This window comes from Pseudarthrobacter enclensis (genome assembly GCF_030811655.1).
GTDB lineage: Bacteria > Actinomycetota > Actinomycetes > Actinomycetales > Micrococcaceae > Arthrobacter > Arthrobacter enclensis_A.
In genome coordinates this window covers 223,250-238,386 of sequence record NZ_JAUSRE010000005.1, presented here as the reverse complement: position 1 = coordinate 238,386, position 15,137 = coordinate 223,250, and the positions used below count along the sequence as shown (strand labels likewise).

Genomic DNA, 15,137 nt, shown 5'->3' with positions numbered 1-15,137 from the left:
CTTGCGGCCGCCCGTGCGATTGCGGACCTTGCCGCCGAGGACCTGTCGGCCGACTACATCGTCCCCAGCCCACTGGACCCGCGTGTGGCCCCCGCCGTCACCGCCGCCGTCGCCGCAGCCGCGGAAGCGGAGTAGTCTCCGGCCGCTGGACCTTCCCGAATTCGCCACGCAGGTTGAGGCAGCTAAGAGGACCGCGTCCAAGGAAGCCGGAGTGAGACTTCAATTTGCCGGCGGTCGTGTTCGCACTCGATGTCCTTGCATCTTCAACGTCCGCCAGGTAAATGTGCGCCGCTGAAGGAGCCCCATCCTGCCGGCCCTTGCTGCACAGCCGGCGCGGTGATCCGGCAACCGGCGCAAGCCAGGAACAACTCGTCGGAGCCCGCTCCAGCTGAGTCCCTACTGAGTAATGGCCCGGGAGTTTGTTCACCAGCAAAATCAACATCACCTGACTGAGAAGGAGAGCCGCTGATGTCGACGGAAGATGTCCGCGAGAAACAGCAGGGCTGCCCCCAGTGCGGGCAGCCCCTCCATGATGAGCCCGTCGTTGTAGACCACGCACTACGCGTTGGACAGTTCTGCGTCGACCATGGCATCGCATCCATCGTTGAACCCTTCGCCCCGTGACGAGGGCGTGTGTACCGACACAGCCTGAGTAGTTGCGCGTGCAGCCTGCCGTTCTGGCGGGCTGCACGGCGACCTTGGCCACGGATTCGTTTTCGCCGGCAGGATCTACCAGTTCGTAGCGAATAACCCAGAGCCGGGGTCCCTCAGATTAACGGTGGTCCTTGCTTGTGGTTAGTTGATTCTGCCTTCGAGGACCGGGTCACGAGGTAGAGGCATTTCAGCGCCGCGGCGTCGTTCGGGAAGCGGTCCAGGCGCTGCGCCGCATGGCCGGGTTATTCCGTGGCCCACGTGGCCTCGAAGTCGAAGCCCGACGAGAAGGGCCAAGGCGAGCAGCAGCACCGAAGCAGTTTTGCGTAATTCCGAACTGAAGAAATCCGGCATGAAAGCCTCAATGGGGACGCCCCTGGCGAGGACGGCCGGGGATGTCCGGATCCAGGTCAGGAGCGCCGATGGCCTCAAAATCTTCCGGCAAAAATCACGTACTCGTTCTAAGTTGTGACACAGGTGAGCAGGCGTGGGCCGGAGCCGATTACGGCGAGGCGCGGAAGCAACCACAATTCTTAGTTCGTCTGGCATGCGCCCTGATCGTCAACCACGTCGCGGGGCTTTGGTTGTTGCCCCTCATCTTGCCGCTGGTTCAGGCCTTACTGCAGCCAATGAGGTTCTCCGGAAGCAGCCCGCGCTGCGCGGGAGCGCAGTGTGAGCATGGGCTGGCAGTCCCTTGATTTGCCCTGATGTCCGCTGACTTAGCCAGGCTCGGACGTACACCCCGGATTTAGCCCACTTCGTAACGGTATTGGGCCAGCGAAGGATTGGCATGCGCTCTCGGGCTGAACCGTGGCCGGATACTACTATCGCGCATGAGAGGCCCTCCTTTTCCCTGGCGCATTTACTTCCCTGACTGAGTAGAACTTTGGAGGTTGTCCCAGAGAACGAAGGCCGCCTGGACGACAGCAAGGGCACCTGGCGGGCTCGGCGGACGGCCGCGCTGAATGACTGCAGGCAAAATGGAAAGGCCCTGCAGCTGTCGGGACTCTGCTTATGGGGCTAGCCTGTAAGTGAGTCGGCAATTTGGTTCGCTTTTTCGACAGATACCTGTGGGGTAGGTGCCTGTTCTCCTTTTCGCGGTGGGGCCAGGGTGGCAGCAGGAGACTAATAAAGCCTTTGCGGTTTCGAAGGGCGAACGAACGGATGCAAGTATGGCGACTGGCCATGAACCTGGTTTGGCGTCCTCCTTCGGCAGCGTGTACGTCGTGAGTGGTGAGGAGTTCGTCAGGCGCGGTTTCCGGGGTGTGTTGGAGGCTAACGGGTTCAGTGTTTCCGGTGAGTCGGGATCTGTCCGCCAGGCAGCGCGGCTTATCCCTGCGTTGCGTCCGGATCTGGCCATCATCGATGATGATCTTCCCGATGGCTCTGGTGCCGGGCTTTGTCGGGCCCTCGCAGTTGCTGACGCCACCATTCGGTGCGTGCTGATGACGGGCGAAACTGACGAAGCTGTCTTGATCGGGGCCATTCTCGCCGGGGCTTGGGGGTGTCTGTCACAACAGGATGACAACGAGGAGCAACTCAGGCTGATCCGGCGGGCCGTCAAGGGGTACACCGCCTACAGTCCTCGTTTCCAGACCGGCATCCTGGCTCCGATCCAGGCCGACGGGACGAATGGCCCCGACGGTCGGTTGGGGATGCTTTCAAAGCAGGAAATGAAGGTGGCGGTCGGGGTGGCCCGGGGGTTGAGTAACGTCCAGATCGGGCAGGAATTGTTTCTGGCCGAAAAAACCGTGAAGAACATGGTCTCGTCTGTGTTGATGAAGTTCGATATGGCACGCAGGACCGAGGTCGCGGTCTTCATCTCCCGGGAACTTGAGCACACAGGGGACCCTGCACGGGAGTACCTGCGCAGTCGAGACCCGGCCTTGATCGCGGGAGTCACCGCGGCGCTGGTTATCTGCACCAGCGAGGCAGGCAGCGTGCCGCCGTCCCGCAGCATGCTGCTACTGGATGCCATGCGGCTCTCTGATGCCTTGGCCGTGACCCGTACCCGGCGTCCCGCCGCAAGTCACTTGCCGGAACGCGGGGATGAAGTTTGAAGGTCCTGGGGCCCGGACTTCAGGGCAGGTGAATCACCGAGGCACCAGACGGTGGGCCCGGGGCCGGCCAGCCCGAAAGGGCCGGCCCTAAGGGCGACGTAGCCTAGGCGGGTAGAGGGCTGTGCGGGTAGTCCCGTTCCCGTTGCTGGAACTGCACCACGTCCTGGTTCAGGATTACGCCATCGCGGATTTCAATGGCGCGGGCGATGGTTTCGTTCCCCGTCCAGGCTGAAGGACCCGTGATCACGGTTTCCAGGAAGGGCAGCAGGGCTTCGCTCATTTCCCAAGTGGAGGACTTCCAGAGGTAAGAGGGGCTGTGGTCCACCGCGTAGTAATCTATGTGGTCACCTACCGTGAACATCGGCTCGGCGAAGGTGGTGGTTTTCGCCCAGCTAAAGCCCATTCCCTCATCGCAGGAAACGTCAACTATGAGGCTGCCGGGCCGGAAAGCGTCCAGGTCCTCCGTCCGCAGGTAGGTCAGGGGTGCGTTCGGGTTTTGCAGGGTGCAGTTGACCACGATGTCGCTTTCGGCCAGGAACGGCGCCAGTGGGACGCGTCCGCGTTCGGTGATGACCTCGCTGAGGAACGGCGCTTTGGGGTCGTGATCGAACTGGACAATCCGCACCGAATGGATGGGCGAACCCACAGCGGCCACCCCACGGTTGGTCAGGACCTGGACGTCGTGGATTCCGTGGGCATTGAGGGCAGTGACGGCCCCTCGTGCGGTCGCGCCGAAGCCGATGACGACGGCGCTGAGTCTTCGGCCGTAGTCCCCGGTGGAGCCGGTCAGTGCCAGGGAGTGCAGCACGGAGCAGTAACCGGCCAGTTCGTTGTTTTTGTGGAACACGTGCAGCCCGAATCCGCCGTCGCTGGCCCAGTGGTTCATCGCCTCGAAGGCTATCAGCGTGAGTTTCTTGTCGATGGCGAGCTGGGTGATGGCGCGGTCCTGGACGCAGTGCGGCCAACCCCAAAGGATCTGCCCGTCACGGAGCTCGGTAAGGTCTGCAGGCTGCGGTTTGGGCTGGAGGACGACGTCGGCCTCAGCCAATAATTGGGCGCGCGGCACCACCCCTCCGACGAGTGGTGCCAGATGGGAGTCCGACACGCCAAAACGCTCGCCGTAACCTTTCTCAAAAATGATGTGCTGCCGGAGTTCGGGCGCGATCCGCTTCAAATGCAGGGGGTGTATGGGGAGGCGCCGCTCGTCGGGTTTTCGGGTGCCTGAGAGGACACCGAGGGTGAGGTGTCCGGTCGTGCCGGTCACTTCTTTTTAGGGCTTATCGACTTGGCGGCCGTGGCTTTGTCTCCTGAGCTGGGCGGTGCCGCGGCGGCCTTCTTGTCGGCGCGTTTTTCCTTGATGGTTTTGGCGGATTTCTTGGATGCTGTTTGGCGGGGGGATTTGTCAGCCATGATTGCTCCTGTAGCGGAACCGAAAGGTTCCTGACTATGAACGATACAGGTACCTACCTAACGCGCCCCCGGAGCCGTCCATGGATCCGTCCGTACGTCCAGACGTGGGTGGACGCGCCGACACGCTGGGGAGAGGCCTATGTCGTCCCACGCAGAGTACTCAAGGGGCCGATCGGCCCCTTGAGTAGATGCCAGGTGCGCCGAGAATCAGAGAACCGCAAGGGCGCTTTTCGCGCTGGGCGTGTGGGCGACGGACAGGAGTTCGAGGATTTTGCCCTTTCCTCCACTCTCGATTCCGACGTGCCCTTCCCGGACAGCTCCCGGCAACGGTCTTTCGGGCATGCTCCGGTGATGGTCATTTTCGTTACCTGCCACGACGACCGTGCAAACCGACAAGCTGCCTGGAACGTCCTCGCTGTCATTGGCGTTTCAGCGTTGTCATTCCCCCAGGTCGTCCGCTACGCGGCGAAGGTCCTGAACCCAGCCGATCGAACGGTTGGGCGCTCGGGAACTGGCCTCAAAGTTGGCAAGAGCTTCCGCCAGGCGCTCCAATGCTACCGAGATATTGGCCTTGACTGCCGCATAGCCTTCCTCCGAGCGGGGGTCAGAAGACGCCGCCGACAGCTGCTCAGCTCCGGACCTAATGACCAGTGAAGCCTCATACTCGTTCACACTTGCACCTCGCAGCTTCCTTGAATAGGACGTGCGGCAACTCTACGAGCACAACCATACATCTGCGGTACTCCCGACTCGCCCGCCGCTTAAGCAGACGGCAAAAAAGCTTCAGGCCAGGGGCAGCGGTTAGGGTGATTGACCTCCAACTGCTCGGGCCTTCGCTGCGGAATCGGTCGCACGCTTCCATCCACTCTTTGATGGGGACGAATGGACCGCGCGGACACTCGTGGTGCTGTTGCTCTGGATCAACGGTTACTGGCATGCCTTCACCATCGATGAAGGCTTCGACCTCGTCGTCGGAGTCGCCGCGGGCAGCATCGACTTGCTGGACTCTGCCGCCCAAATTTCCGGGCATCTGCTGCCCCGGTGATCCTTCACCGCCGAAAACGGGGTGTGGACAACGTCTACACCTTTCGTCTCGGACTTCCTCGCACAGCCCTCGGAATGCCTCGGATTCCGCATGTACGCATCAAGAAGGACGGTTCGGCGTCTTACATGGTGCGCGTGGCTGGACCCGAAGAGCCGCGAGCAACAGGGCTTCCCGTGTGGCGGCGCGCATAGGTTGCCCGGGACGCCTGGACGGCACTTAATGCTGGACTCTGGGGCATCTTTTCCCGTAGCGTGACGGAAGGCCTGAAGCAACCGGGCGAAGGGGACAAAGGGGCCGCCACTTTACTTTGATCGCGTGGCTGCCGGACTGATTGCAGGCGGCATGGCATTAGGGAGATATGCGGGAGCGGGCAACGTCGGGGCACCTGAGTTGTCCGGAAACGTGCGGTCCTTGGGTGCTGAGCGGACTCCGCGGGTCAGCGTAGAGCAGGTCGGGCCGGGAATGCTCAGGATTGACCTGGAACCCCAATCACATATCACCAAAGCCGATGGTGAGTTAGCGCGGGACCGGGTGCTTGCACTGGCAGCGGGCAAGCCGGTATGTGTTCTCCTGGACATCACGGGCGTTGGATCAGTGAGCCGGGAAGCTGTCACGTTCTACAGTGAGGCATCCCACGTGGCAGCCTTCGCCCTCCTCGGCGGGACGGCTGTAGACAAGGTCATCGCCCACGGCCTTCGCGGACTCGCGTGGCCGGATTGCCCCGCCAGGTACTTCGTGGACGAGGGCGAGGCCATGGCATGGCTGAAAGGCTACTGCTAACGGGGCTGCATAAGGTCGCTGATCAGTTGCCATTGCGCCGTAGGCCGGGAACAGATGGACCGCAAGTCCAGCTACACGGGGGCTCGGGTGAGAGCCTCCATGTCGGCGGCCGGAAGTGTGAGCGCCGCCGTGGTTCCGTGTCCCGGGCTGCTGGCGAGAACTACGTGGCCACGGTGGTTTTCCATGATGGACTTGGTGATCGCCAGTCCCAGGCCGGCGCCGGGGATGGTGGAAGAGTGTGCATTGGCAGCGCGGAAGAAACGCGTGAAGGCCTGGTTGAGCTCTTGTTCGGTCATGCCGACGCCTGTGTCAGTGACTTCACACCGGAGCTCGTGGCCGGTGGCGTGGACCTTAACGGTGACTTTGCCGCCGCGGGGCGTGTACTTGGTGGCGTTGGAGATCAGGTTGTCGATGGCCTGGCCGAGGCGGTCAGGGTCGAAGTGGCCAGTGGCGGTGCCGGCGATGAGAAGTTCGAGGGTTACGCCTCCGGCCTGGGCCCGTGGTTGGGCAGCCTGGACGCTCTGGCTGACGACGTCGCCGAGGTCAGCGTGCCGCGGGTTGATGGTGATGGCGTCCGATGCGATTGTCAGGAGGTCGCCGACCAGGTGCAGGAGCCGTTCGGCGTTCCGTTTGGCGACGGTCAGGTACATCTCAAGGTCGGGGTTAAGATCGTCCTCGTCAAGGGCCAGATCCATGTAACCGAGGATCGAGGTCAGCGGCGTCCGCAGCTCGTGGGAGACGCTGGAAACGAACTGATCTTTCGCGGAAAGCGCTTCGACCAACGCTGTGACATCGGTGAACGCTAGGACCGCTCCCCGGTGTACGCCCCGGGAGTCGCGGATCAGCCGGCACGTCGCGGAGTAGGCCCTCTGGCTGGCTCCGTTATCGACCCAGATCAGTTCGTCTGTGAAGGACTCTCCTCGTGCCGCCCGGAAGCCGGGGCGTCGCTCCGGCGGAAGTGGATGCTTCCGGTCTGGGCCGTAGACGACGAAGCCCGGTGGTTCATCGGATAGCTGCCTGCCGGTCAGGGTCCCTTCAAAATGGCTGCTGAAGTGGTGGTTCGTGAGGACGGGCCGCCCTTGGGCGTCCAGGGCGCAGACTCCGACGCTCACTGTGTCCATAACGCTACTGAGTAACCGCTCACGGTCCTCGCTTGCGGCCAGCAGCTCCCGGACCTCCGCGCCCCGCGCTTCCAACTGGCGGCGTTGCAGGTAGAGGGCGCTGGTGATCGCGTAAGCCGTGAGCGCGACCGCCCCGAGAATGATGGGCAGGAGCAGGATCCGGATAAAGTCCGGGCCCTCGAAGCCTGTGCCGAGTAAGACCGGGGGCAGGACTGTGCTGAGGATGGTGGCGAGAACGGCGATCAGAACGCTGCTGCGGCGGCGGTCGCTGGCCAGCCACACGACGGGAAAGACCAGGAGGAAGCCCAGGACGGAGAGGTACTGGTCGGCGGCCTCACGCGAGACTCCGACGGCGATGCAGTCCAGGACAGGGATGACGAGTACGGCCCGTCCTGGCAGGCGTCCCCACGGCATCACCGCGCAGGCGGCAAGGAGCAGCACATGCGCCCCGAGACTCCAAAGAAACGCCCCGGAAGTATCCATCTGTGGATTCAGCACCAACGTGAGGACCGTGACCAGCAGTATCGTCGTCGACAACGGAAGCTGGAACAGCACTGCCCGGCCCCTGGGACCCAGCTTCCGGTAGTAGTCATACAGCGGCTCAAAAAGCATGGTCTCCCCTACCTGCTCTGAACTTTGTAAAGGAGACCTACCCCGCGACGCCCCGAATCAACACCGGTAGGCAACAATGGCGATCAGCACTGCCCGCGTCCACGCGTTCCCCGTTCCGGCCGCAGCTCGGACTCCTGGGTCAGCTCCCTGTGGCGTGCCTCTCGTCAGACCGGTCAAACGCCGGCGTTGTATACGTCCAGTCCGAACCTGTTGAGCCCGGGCGTTCCGGCGTAACCCAGGTACGGCAGGCCGAACGTGTCCTCAATGCTGGCAAGGAGGCTGTAGTGGTTGTAGGGCGTGGTGGACCAGGTGCCTCCCTTGGTGAAGGGGGAGAGGACAAGTGCGCCGACGCGGCCGCCGCCCATGCCCGTGATGCCGGGCAGCGCGGCGTTGGGGCCGGGGCCTTCGCCGCAGCAGGCGCTGGCGTCGGACTGGGGGCCGTCGGATTCGTCGAAGGTGATCACCAGGACGCCGTCCTGTTTGAAGGCGGGGGAGTTGGTGATTGCGGGGACCCATTGCTTGAGCCATGCGTCGGCGCTCGCCAGGCCGCCGGGCTGCCCGTCCACGCAGGGTGAGTCGTGTCCGTCGTGGCAGAGGTTCGGGGTGATCATCGACAGGTTGGGTGTGGTGGCAGCGGAGGCGAGGTCCGTTGTTAAGGCGGAGAGGTCGACGTCGTTCGTGGCACAGTCCGGGGATCCGGTGATCCCGGCGAAGTAGACGAAGGGGTTATGCCGGGCAGCGTACTGGTCACCTACCCTTGCTTTCTGGGTGTCATCGACGGCGCCCAGTGCCGGGTGCCGGCAGGGGGTGCCCAGGTCCTCCATGTACCCCTTCCACGTTTTGCCGGCATCCTTCAGCTGCCCGGCCACCGTGGGCACGCTGGCCGGGAACACGCAGCCGTCACCCACTGCCTGTCCGGGGCTTGCGGTGCCGGCGCCCACGAACGGGGTGTAGGTCTGGCAGTCGGCCTGCATTTGGGGGTTGGGTCCCTGGCCGGAGATCTGCGCCACGTAGTTGGGCTGGGAGTTGTGCGCTGTGCCGTAGTACTGGTTGAGCAGGACGCCTTGGCTGCGCAGGGTCTGGGAGAGGTAGGGAGCGGCCGACGCCGGGCCCCAGGTTTCGTCGTATCCCTTGTTTTCGAGGTTGATGACGAAGACGTGGTTGGCTCCGGGCAGGTAGCTCTGGGCGGCCGGCGCGGTGGCGGGAGCCGGGGCAGCGGCGGCCGGCTGGGACGGCGTCGCTGCTCCGCCAATGAGGGCTGCGGCGAACACGGCGGTGGCCGCAGCGGCGGCGCGGAGTTTCATTGTCACGGGAGCTTCCATCCGTCGGCGAGTGCTTTGTCTTTCAATCCGGACCATTCCTCTGCGGGCGGGGGGCCCACGGGGGTGCAGGCAGGGCCGGCAACGAACGGCGGGACCAGGTATGAGGGGGCTGCCAGGTTGGCGGGGGCGCCGAAGTCCAGGACCTCGGCGATGTTGCGGGCGGCCTGGTCGCGGGGCGTGAGGGGCGGCAGGTTCCACCGCCACTCGATGGCCTTCAAAACAGAGGTGTGGTCGTAGACGTCGTGGGCGACGTACCGGCGCCGTGCCCTGGGCGAGACCACCAGGGACGGGACCCGGAAGCCCCGCAGTGCTGTTTCGGGGCTGGTGTCCGGGGCCGTCGCCGGAGGCACGTGGTCGTAGAAGCCGCCCCACTCATCGTAATTGACCACCAGCATGGTGTTGGCCCAGCCCGGGCCGGACGTGACCGCGTTGTAGACCTCGGCGAGGAACGTCTCGCCGGAGCGGATATCCGCGTGCGGGTGGTCATCGCCTGAAGTCCCGGAGCCCTCGTCGGTGAAGCGCGGGTCAACAAAGGAAACTGCCGGCAGGGCCCCGGCGGAGCAGTCCGTGAGGAACTCCGCGTAAGGGCGGGAAATGCCCTGGTACTTGGCTCCCCAGAGGGCGGTGAACGGGATGTCGCCGTAATAGTACTTGCCGGAAACACCTGCGGCGGCCAGCTGGTCCCAGATGGTGCGGAGGGTGGAGGTGGCGGTGGAGTTGTGGATCCGGTCGGTGGCGGCGGCGTGCTGGTAGAAACGGTTGGGGTAGGTTTCGGCCATGGTCGCGGCGAAGTAGCGGTCGCAGATGGTCCAGTCGGGCCCGGCCTGCCGCCAGAAGTCAAGATCCGGTTCGTTGTAGTAGCCCACGGCGAACTCGTCGTTCTCGCCCGCCCGCAGCCAGCCGTCGTTCTTGCCGCCGTTGTATTGGATCCGGCCGCCTTCGTAGGAGTGGTCCGGGTCCGGATGACCGCAGCCCTGGAAGTCAGTCAAATGGTAGGTGGAGTGCGGGATGCCGTAGCGGTCCGTGTAGCTGAGGCCGGACTGCATGCCGTCGGCACCGGGCATCCAGCCGAGGAAGTGGTCGAAGGAGCGGTTTTCCATCATCACCACGATGATGTGCTCGATGCCCGAGTCACCGGGCGCCGGAAGCGCGGTCGGCGCGGCGGCGGCCGGCTGGAAGGCGCTGCCGGCGGCCAGGGTGGTGGCGGCAGCGGTTCCCGCGGCCCCGAGGAAGCGGCGTCTGGAGAGGTTCACGTCTGGTTCCTTGCAGGTGAGGAGGACGGCAACGCGGGCACGCCCCCCACCCTGGGCCGGTCGCCGGACCTGAAGTTACTGGTCGGTAAGATTTTGCGCTCACCAGTAGATCACAGCCTCGTTACGGTCGTGGCTGAAAATGGGGGCTGTTCACGGAGAGTTCACTGGACGTTTCCGCTAACGCCCGAACTACATTCCCAGGTCCTTCTCTGCGGTGACCCAGTTGGTGGCGATGGCCTTCTGGGCGGCGGCAAGGGTGACCTTGTGGGCGCAGACGGCCTTGTTCAGGCGGGTCTCGATGGCGTCTTTGGGGTTGGTGGTGCCGTTTGCTCCGGCGCGGTTGGGTTCAGGCCAGAGGTTGGAGACAGCGTTGGTGCCGCCCAGTTGGAGCGAGATCAGGTGGTCGTACTCGGTGGTGGATGCGCGGGTCTGGCCGTACTGGGCCAGGCTCAGGGCTTTGGCCTTGTCGGTGTCCGAAGCGGGGGCCCGGACCGTCATCGTGTAGCCGGGCTTGCAGATGGTGGAGCCCAGATTGTCCTGGGTGACGGCCGGGTCCACGGCGCCGGGAGTGCAGGCCGGGTCCGGCAGGTACAGCCCTGCGGCGGCGTCGATGGTGCGTGCCTTGCACTGTCCTGCGGTCAGGTTCAGGTCGACGGCGACAGTGCCGGGGGAGTGGACGGTCTTCACCGCCGGGGCGGCGCCGGGCAGCGGACCTGCGGGGATGGCAGCGACTGTCGGGGCGGTCCCGGCGGCGGTGTCCTGGCCGTCTGTGCTGTCCTCGTCATCACCCTGCGAGGTCGGGGAGGCGTTGGTCCCCGGTGCCGGTGACTGGTGCTTCTGGGTGTTGGCGTAGAGGAAGCCGAGGATCACCAGGCCAACGATGAGCAAAGCGGCGAGAAGGGCCAGGCGGGAGCGGGAGAACGTCATGACTCACTTGTGTACGGCGGGTCAGGAGAACATGCCCGGGCAGCCAACAGGGAAGAAGGGGCACCGCAGCGTCCCCTTCCCTGTTCTACCCTGCAAGCAGCCAGCGCCTCGGTGCGCCGCGCCGGTCAGCCCACGTGAATGCCCGGCCGGGCCGCCGTATCCGGTTCCGTCTCCCGAAGGATTTCCCGCACCAGCGGAGGCGTGTCGCCCTGGCCAAGGAACAGATAACGCATCAGATGGTTGACCGGGCTGCCCTCGGACCATTCGAAGTAGCACTGGGGCTTGACCCCGGTCGAGTCCCGCAGGGCCAGCAGGACCGCGGCGATGGCGTTCGGCACTGCGGGCGATTTCACCCGGAGGACCCGGTAACCCTCGACCTCGATGCCATCGACGCGGAGCGTATGGCTGAAGTCTGAGGGGTCAGAGATCTCGACTTCAAGGAAGACGACGTCCGCCGGGCCCGGCACCGGGTTCAGTCCCCGCTGTTCAAATTCCTTCTCGGCATATTCCGCCTTGTCACCGTGCTGCCGCTTGTTGGCGATGATGTGAAGTTGACCGTCAAAGGCAATGGAGTCGGTGATGAACTGGCGGGCGGCGGCATCGAATTCGATGGCGTCGACCCGCAGTTCCGTGGTCCGGGTAACCCTGGACACCAGGGAGACGGCGATAATGCCACCGATGAAGAACGCGGAGATGAGGATGCCGTCAGGTTTTTCGATGACGTTGGCGCCCAGGGCGTAGAGCAGGATCAGCGTCAGGACGCTGAAGCCCACGGCCCCTGCCCGACTGCGTCGCCGGATGGCAGAAACAGTCACGGCGACCGCGCCGGAAACCATCATGGCCAGGATCCCGGTGGCATACGCCCCGGCCTGGGCGTTCACGTCCGCGTTGAAGGCAACCGTGATACCGATGCTCAGCACCGTGTAGACAAGCACCACCGGACGAACGGCACGGCCCCATTCCGGGGCCATCCCGTAGGCGGGCAGGTAGCGGGGCACGATGTTGATCAGCCCGGCCATCGCCGAGGCCCCGGCGAACCAGAGGATCAGCGCGCTGGAGATGTCATAGACGGTGCCAAATCCGGCGCCGAAAAGTTCGTGGGCGAGGAACGCGAGGGCCCGCCCGTTGGCTTGCCCGCCGTCCTGGAATTCCTTGGCAGGAATCATGACGGTGGTCAGGAAGCTGGTCGACATGAGGTAGACGCTCATAATCAGCGCGGCCGCGGTGAGCAGCTTGCGGGTGTTCCTGACCCGGGATGCCATGACTTCATCGGGCGTAGATCCGGTTGCTTTGATCAGCGGCATCATGGACACCCCGGTTTCGAACCCTGACAGACCCAGGACGAGCAGGGGGAAGGCGAGGATGGCCGGGCTGACCAGCCCGATCGGGCCGCCGCCGCTCGAGAGCAGCCGGTCCGCCCAGCCGCTCACCAGGGAAGGGTCCGCGGCCAGGTGAACGAAACCGGCGACCACGACGGCGGCGTTGAGCAGGAGGTAGACGGCCACCAGCGGGATGGCGACCCCCACAGCCTCATTGAAGCCGAGCAGGAACACCCCGCCCAGGATCAGCAGCAGGACGACCGTGATAATCACGGCCCAGCCTTTGAGTGCTTCGGGAATCAGCGGATTCTCCAGCAGGTGCACTGTCGCATCGGCTCCTGAGAGGGTGATCGTGATGATCCAGGAGGTCGCCACGAACCCGAGGAGCAGCAGGACGAAGAACTTCCCGCGCCAGAACGGCAGAAGCTTTTCCAGCATGGCCACCGACCCCTGGCCGTGCGGGCTTTCCTTGGCGACCCTGCGGTACATGGGCAGCATGCCCAGCAGCGTCAGGGCAACGATAAGCAACGTGGCCAGCGGTGACAGCGCGCCGGCGGCCAGGGCCGCTATGCCGGGCAGGTAGGAGAGCGTGGAGAAGTAGTCGACGCCGGTGAGGCACATGACCTTCCACCAGGCGTTGGGCTTGTGGTCCTCCTCCGCCTCCGGGCCGGCAGGGGCCACCTGGTTGGCGAGCAGCCAGCGGACCAGGGGGTTCCGGTCCGGGCCTGGCTCCTGTTTGAGGTCAACATGCGCCGGGATGGTGTGGTCAGCAGGGGTGTTCATCGGGTCTTCCTGTTGGGGTGGAGCCACAGACCCGGGGCGGGGTCTGTGGAACCGGGCAAGTCCGGTCCGGGAGTGCCGGGCCTGTGCTGGTCTTACCCAGCATCGGAGCCCGGCAAGCAGGTCGGCGCCGATTTGGACCCGGAAAGCGGTCCTACAGGATTCGTCGAACGCTGATGTTTGCCTATGCGTGCGTGACCAGTCCGCCCCGGTTCCCGGACATGGCAGCACCCTCCCTGCAGGGCAGAAAGGGGTGCCGTGGTGAGGCCGGGACTGGGCCCGTCAGTAGGTGATGCCGGTGCCGGCAGGTCCCCAATGGATTACGCCGTGCTGGTAGTTCTGGGCCACGTTGCCTCCGGGACCGGTCGAATACTCGCCGCTCGTCGGGAAACCGAGCGCTCCAGCGGGACCGCCGGCGCTGCGGTACAGACTGCCGATACCGCCGAAGACGTAGTGGCCGCCGGAGTCCGGCAGCCAGGTGATGAAACCGCCCTGGTAGGTCTGGTAGACACCGCCGTTGGCGGGGATCTCCCCGGAGGACGGGTAGCCGAGGACACCGTTTTCGAACCCGGTGGACTGCCAGATGCTGCGGATGCCTCCCACGGAGACCTGCGTTCCGGTAGCCGGTGAGTACAGCAGTGCGCCGCGTTGGAAGTTCTGGTAGGAGCCGCCATCCCGGATCGGGGTGATGGCGCTGGTGGCCGCCCCGAGGTAACCACTGTTCTGCAGGTACTTGGTGAACATCACGCCGGAGACAACCTGGGTCCCGGCGGCGCTGTGGGTGATGACGCCATTCTGGTAGGTCTGGGCGGTGCCGCCTTCGATGTTGTAGATCTCCGAGACCGGGTAGCCGAGGAATCCGGACTCATACCCGGTCGCGCGCCAGGCGTCGCGGATCGGCCCCGTCGAGATGTGGGCGCCGGTGGCCGGAGACCACAGGACCGCTCCGCCCTGGTAGTTCTGGAAGACACCGCCGTCCTTGATCCCGGCGACCTCGTCCGTGGTCGGGTAGCCCAGGATGCCGTTCTCGAAACCGTAGCCGGCCCACAGGGTCCGGATTGCGCCCCTGGAGATACGGGCACCGGTAGCCGGGGAGTAGATCAGGGCGCCGTACTGATAGTTGCGGTACGACCCGCCGTCCTTGAGGCCATAGACCTCAGGGGACACCGGCAGGCCGAGGGCGCCGTTGATGGCCGCGGCCTTCTGAGCCAGCGGCGTCTGGGTAGCAGGGGCAGGTGCGGAGGGGGCCTGGGTCGTGGAGTAAGCCGCCATGTTGGACACCATCAAGTGCCAGCCGGCGTATGGTCCGGTCGAGGGGACGACGTAGCCCAAACCTGCGTCGGTGCCGCGCGGATCCAGCATCGCTGCCTTGTGTCCCGGGGAGTTCATCCACCAGTCCACCAGCTGAGCCGGGCTGAAGTTGAAGCCAACGTTCTCCCGGTACCAGGTTGCGCCGGCCGGAATTTCGTTCCCGCCCGCATCAGGGCGGTGGATGTTGGCAAAGCTCCAATTCGGGTCCATCGTGGCGACCCCCAGCTGGTTGGCCCAGTCCTGGGAGACGTCGGCGATCTTCTGGTTCCAGACGAACGGCCGGACACCAGCCTTGACGCGCTCGGTGTTGATCAGGTCAAAGGTCTGCTTGGTGAAGGAGTCAGAGTAGGAAGTGGCCGGGACGGCGCCTGGCGCCGTAGCTGGTGACGGTGCCGCATTGGAAACGGCGGCGCTGGTGAGGGTTCCGGTCAGGGCAAGGAGCAGGCCAAAACCTGCTGCGGACATGCGTAGAGGACGTGGTTTCATGAGCCTTCAGGGGAGTGCTGGGCGGAGCGCCGGGAGACAGGTCAAGTCTGCCCGGGCGCC

General features: G+C 64.6%; 13 protein-coding genes. 4 read left to right on the top strand and 9 right to left on the bottom strand.

Annotated elements, in window-relative coordinates:
* Positions 1 to 468 precede the first annotated feature (468 nt).
* Together J2X98_RS07070 and J2X98_RS07065 are read left to right on the top strand one after the other, a co-directional pair.
* Entirely contained in the window at positions 469 to 624 is a 156-nt protein-coding gene (locus tag J2X98_RS07070; RefSeq protein ID WP_160147558.1) for a hypothetical protein, read from the top strand.
* A 1,199-nt stretch (positions 625 to 1,823) separates the two neighbouring features.
* Positions 1,824 to 2,711: a response regulator transcription factor gene (locus tag J2X98_RS07065; RefSeq protein ID WP_307306000.1), complete on the top strand. Its 888-nt coding sequence runs from the start codon at positions 1,824 to 1,826 to the stop codon at positions 2,709 to 2,711.
* 103 nt (positions 2,712 to 2,814) lie between these two features.
* On the opposite strand, the gene J2X98_RS07060 is transcribed toward J2X98_RS07065, so the two are convergent.
* From J2X98_RS07060 to J2X98_RS07050, 3 genes are all read right to left on the bottom strand, one after another.
* Entirely contained in the window at positions 2,815 to 3,975 is a 1,161-nt protein-coding gene (locus J2X98_RS07060; RefSeq protein WP_307305998.1) for a N(5)-(carboxyethyl)ornithine synthase, read from the bottom strand.
* Positions 3,972 to 4,121, bottom strand: coding sequence for a hypothetical protein (locus tag J2X98_RS07055; protein WP_174237496.1), 150 nt, complete (start codon positions 4,119 to 4,121; stop codon positions 3,972 to 3,974). The genes J2X98_RS07060 and J2X98_RS07055 overlap by 4 nt, the downstream gene beginning before the upstream one ends.
* A 438-nt stretch (positions 4,122 to 4,559) precedes the next feature.
* Entirely contained in the window at positions 4,560 to 4,793 is a 234-nt protein-coding gene (locus J2X98_RS07050) for a hypothetical protein (protein ID WP_307305993.1), read from the bottom strand.
* Positions 4,794 to 5,022: 229 nt separating this feature from the next.
* On the opposite strand from J2X98_RS07050, the gene J2X98_RS07045 reads away from it, so the two are divergent.
* Together J2X98_RS07045 and J2X98_RS07040 are read left to right on the top strand one after the other, a co-directional pair.
* A complete protein-coding gene (locus J2X98_RS07045; protein ID WP_307305992.1) occupies positions 5,023 to 5,166 on the top strand; it encodes a hypothetical protein in 144 nt (47 codons plus the stop codon).
* Between the two features lie 315 nt (positions 5,167 to 5,481).
* Positions 5,482 to 5,946 (top strand): SpoIIAA family protein, encoded by a 465-nt coding sequence (locus tag J2X98_RS07040; RefSeq protein WP_307305990.1) that lies wholly within the window; start codon positions 5,482 to 5,484, stop codon positions 5,944 to 5,946.
* A gap of 71 nt (positions 5,947 to 6,017) precedes the next feature.
* Here the strand turns inward: J2X98_RS07040 and J2X98_RS07035 are convergent, their stop codons facing one another.
* From J2X98_RS07035 to J2X98_RS07010, 6 genes are all read right to left on the bottom strand, one after another.
* Complete coding sequence (locus J2X98_RS07035; RefSeq protein ID WP_307305988.1) at positions 6,018 to 7,679, bottom strand: sensor histidine kinase; 1,662 nt, start codon at positions 7,677 to 7,679, stop codon at positions 6,018 to 6,020.
* Positions 7,680 to 7,852: 173 nt separating this feature from the next.
* On the bottom strand, positions 7,853 to 8,983 hold the full coding sequence (locus J2X98_RS07030) for an alkaline phosphatase family protein (protein WP_307306018.1): 1,131 nt from the start codon (positions 8,981 to 8,983) through the stop codon (positions 7,853 to 7,855).
* A 2-nt stretch (positions 8,984 to 8,985) separates the two neighbouring features.
* The gene (locus J2X98_RS07025; RefSeq protein ID WP_307305985.1) at positions 8,986 to 10,254 is read right to left on the bottom strand and encodes an alkaline phosphatase family protein; all 1,269 of its coding nucleotides are present in this window, start codon (positions 10,252 to 10,254) and stop codon (positions 8,986 to 8,988) included.
* 189 nt (positions 10,255 to 10,443) lie between these two features.
* A complete protein-coding gene (locus J2X98_RS07020) occupies positions 10,444 to 11,181 on the bottom strand; it encodes a hypothetical protein (RefSeq protein WP_307305982.1) in 738 nt (245 codons plus the stop codon).
* 125 nt (positions 11,182 to 11,306) lie between these two features.
* A complete protein-coding gene (locus J2X98_RS07015) occupies positions 11,307 to 13,283 on the bottom strand; it encodes an amino acid transporter (protein ID WP_307305980.1) in 1,977 nt (658 codons plus the stop codon).
* Positions 13,284 to 13,562: 279 nt separating this feature from the next.
* A complete protein-coding gene (locus tag J2X98_RS07010) occupies positions 13,563 to 15,056 on the bottom strand; it encodes a CAP domain-containing protein (protein ID WP_307305977.1) in 1,494 nt (497 codons plus the stop codon).
* Positions 15,057 to 15,137: the final 81 nt, after the last annotated feature.

Bases quoted from the DNA above. Each gene is read 5' to 3' on its own strand.
- J2X98_RS07015 (WP_307305980.1), bottom strand. From the start codon at position 13,283: ATGAACACCCCTGCTGACCACACCATCCCGGCGCATGTTGACCTCAAA.
- J2X98_RS07065 (WP_307306000.1), top strand. From the start codon at position 1,824: ATGGCGACTGGCCATGAACCTGGTTTGGCGTCCTCCTTCGGCAGCGTG.
- J2X98_RS07055 (WP_174237496.1), bottom strand. From the start codon at position 4,121: ATGGCTGACAAATCCCCCCGCCAAACAGCATCCAAGAAATCCGCCAAA.
- J2X98_RS07020 (WP_307305982.1), bottom strand. From the start codon at position 11,181: ATGACGTTCTCCCGCTCCCGCCTGGCCCTTCTCGCCGCTTTGCTCATC.
- J2X98_RS07030 (WP_307306018.1), bottom strand. From the start codon at position 8,983: ATGAAACTCCGCGCCGCCGCTGCGGCCACCGCCGTGTTCGCCGCAGCC.
- J2X98_RS07070 (WP_160147558.1), top strand. From the start codon at position 469: ATGTCGACGGAAGATGTCCGCGAGAAACAGCAGGGCTGCCCCCAGTGC.
- J2X98_RS07010 (WP_307305977.1), bottom strand. From the start codon at position 15,056: ATGTCCGCAGCAGGTTTTGGCCTGCTCCTTGCCCTGACCGGAACCCTC.
- J2X98_RS07035 (WP_307305988.1), bottom strand. From the start codon at position 7,679: ATGCTTTTTGAGCCGCTGTATGACTACTACCGGAAGCTGGGTCCCAGG.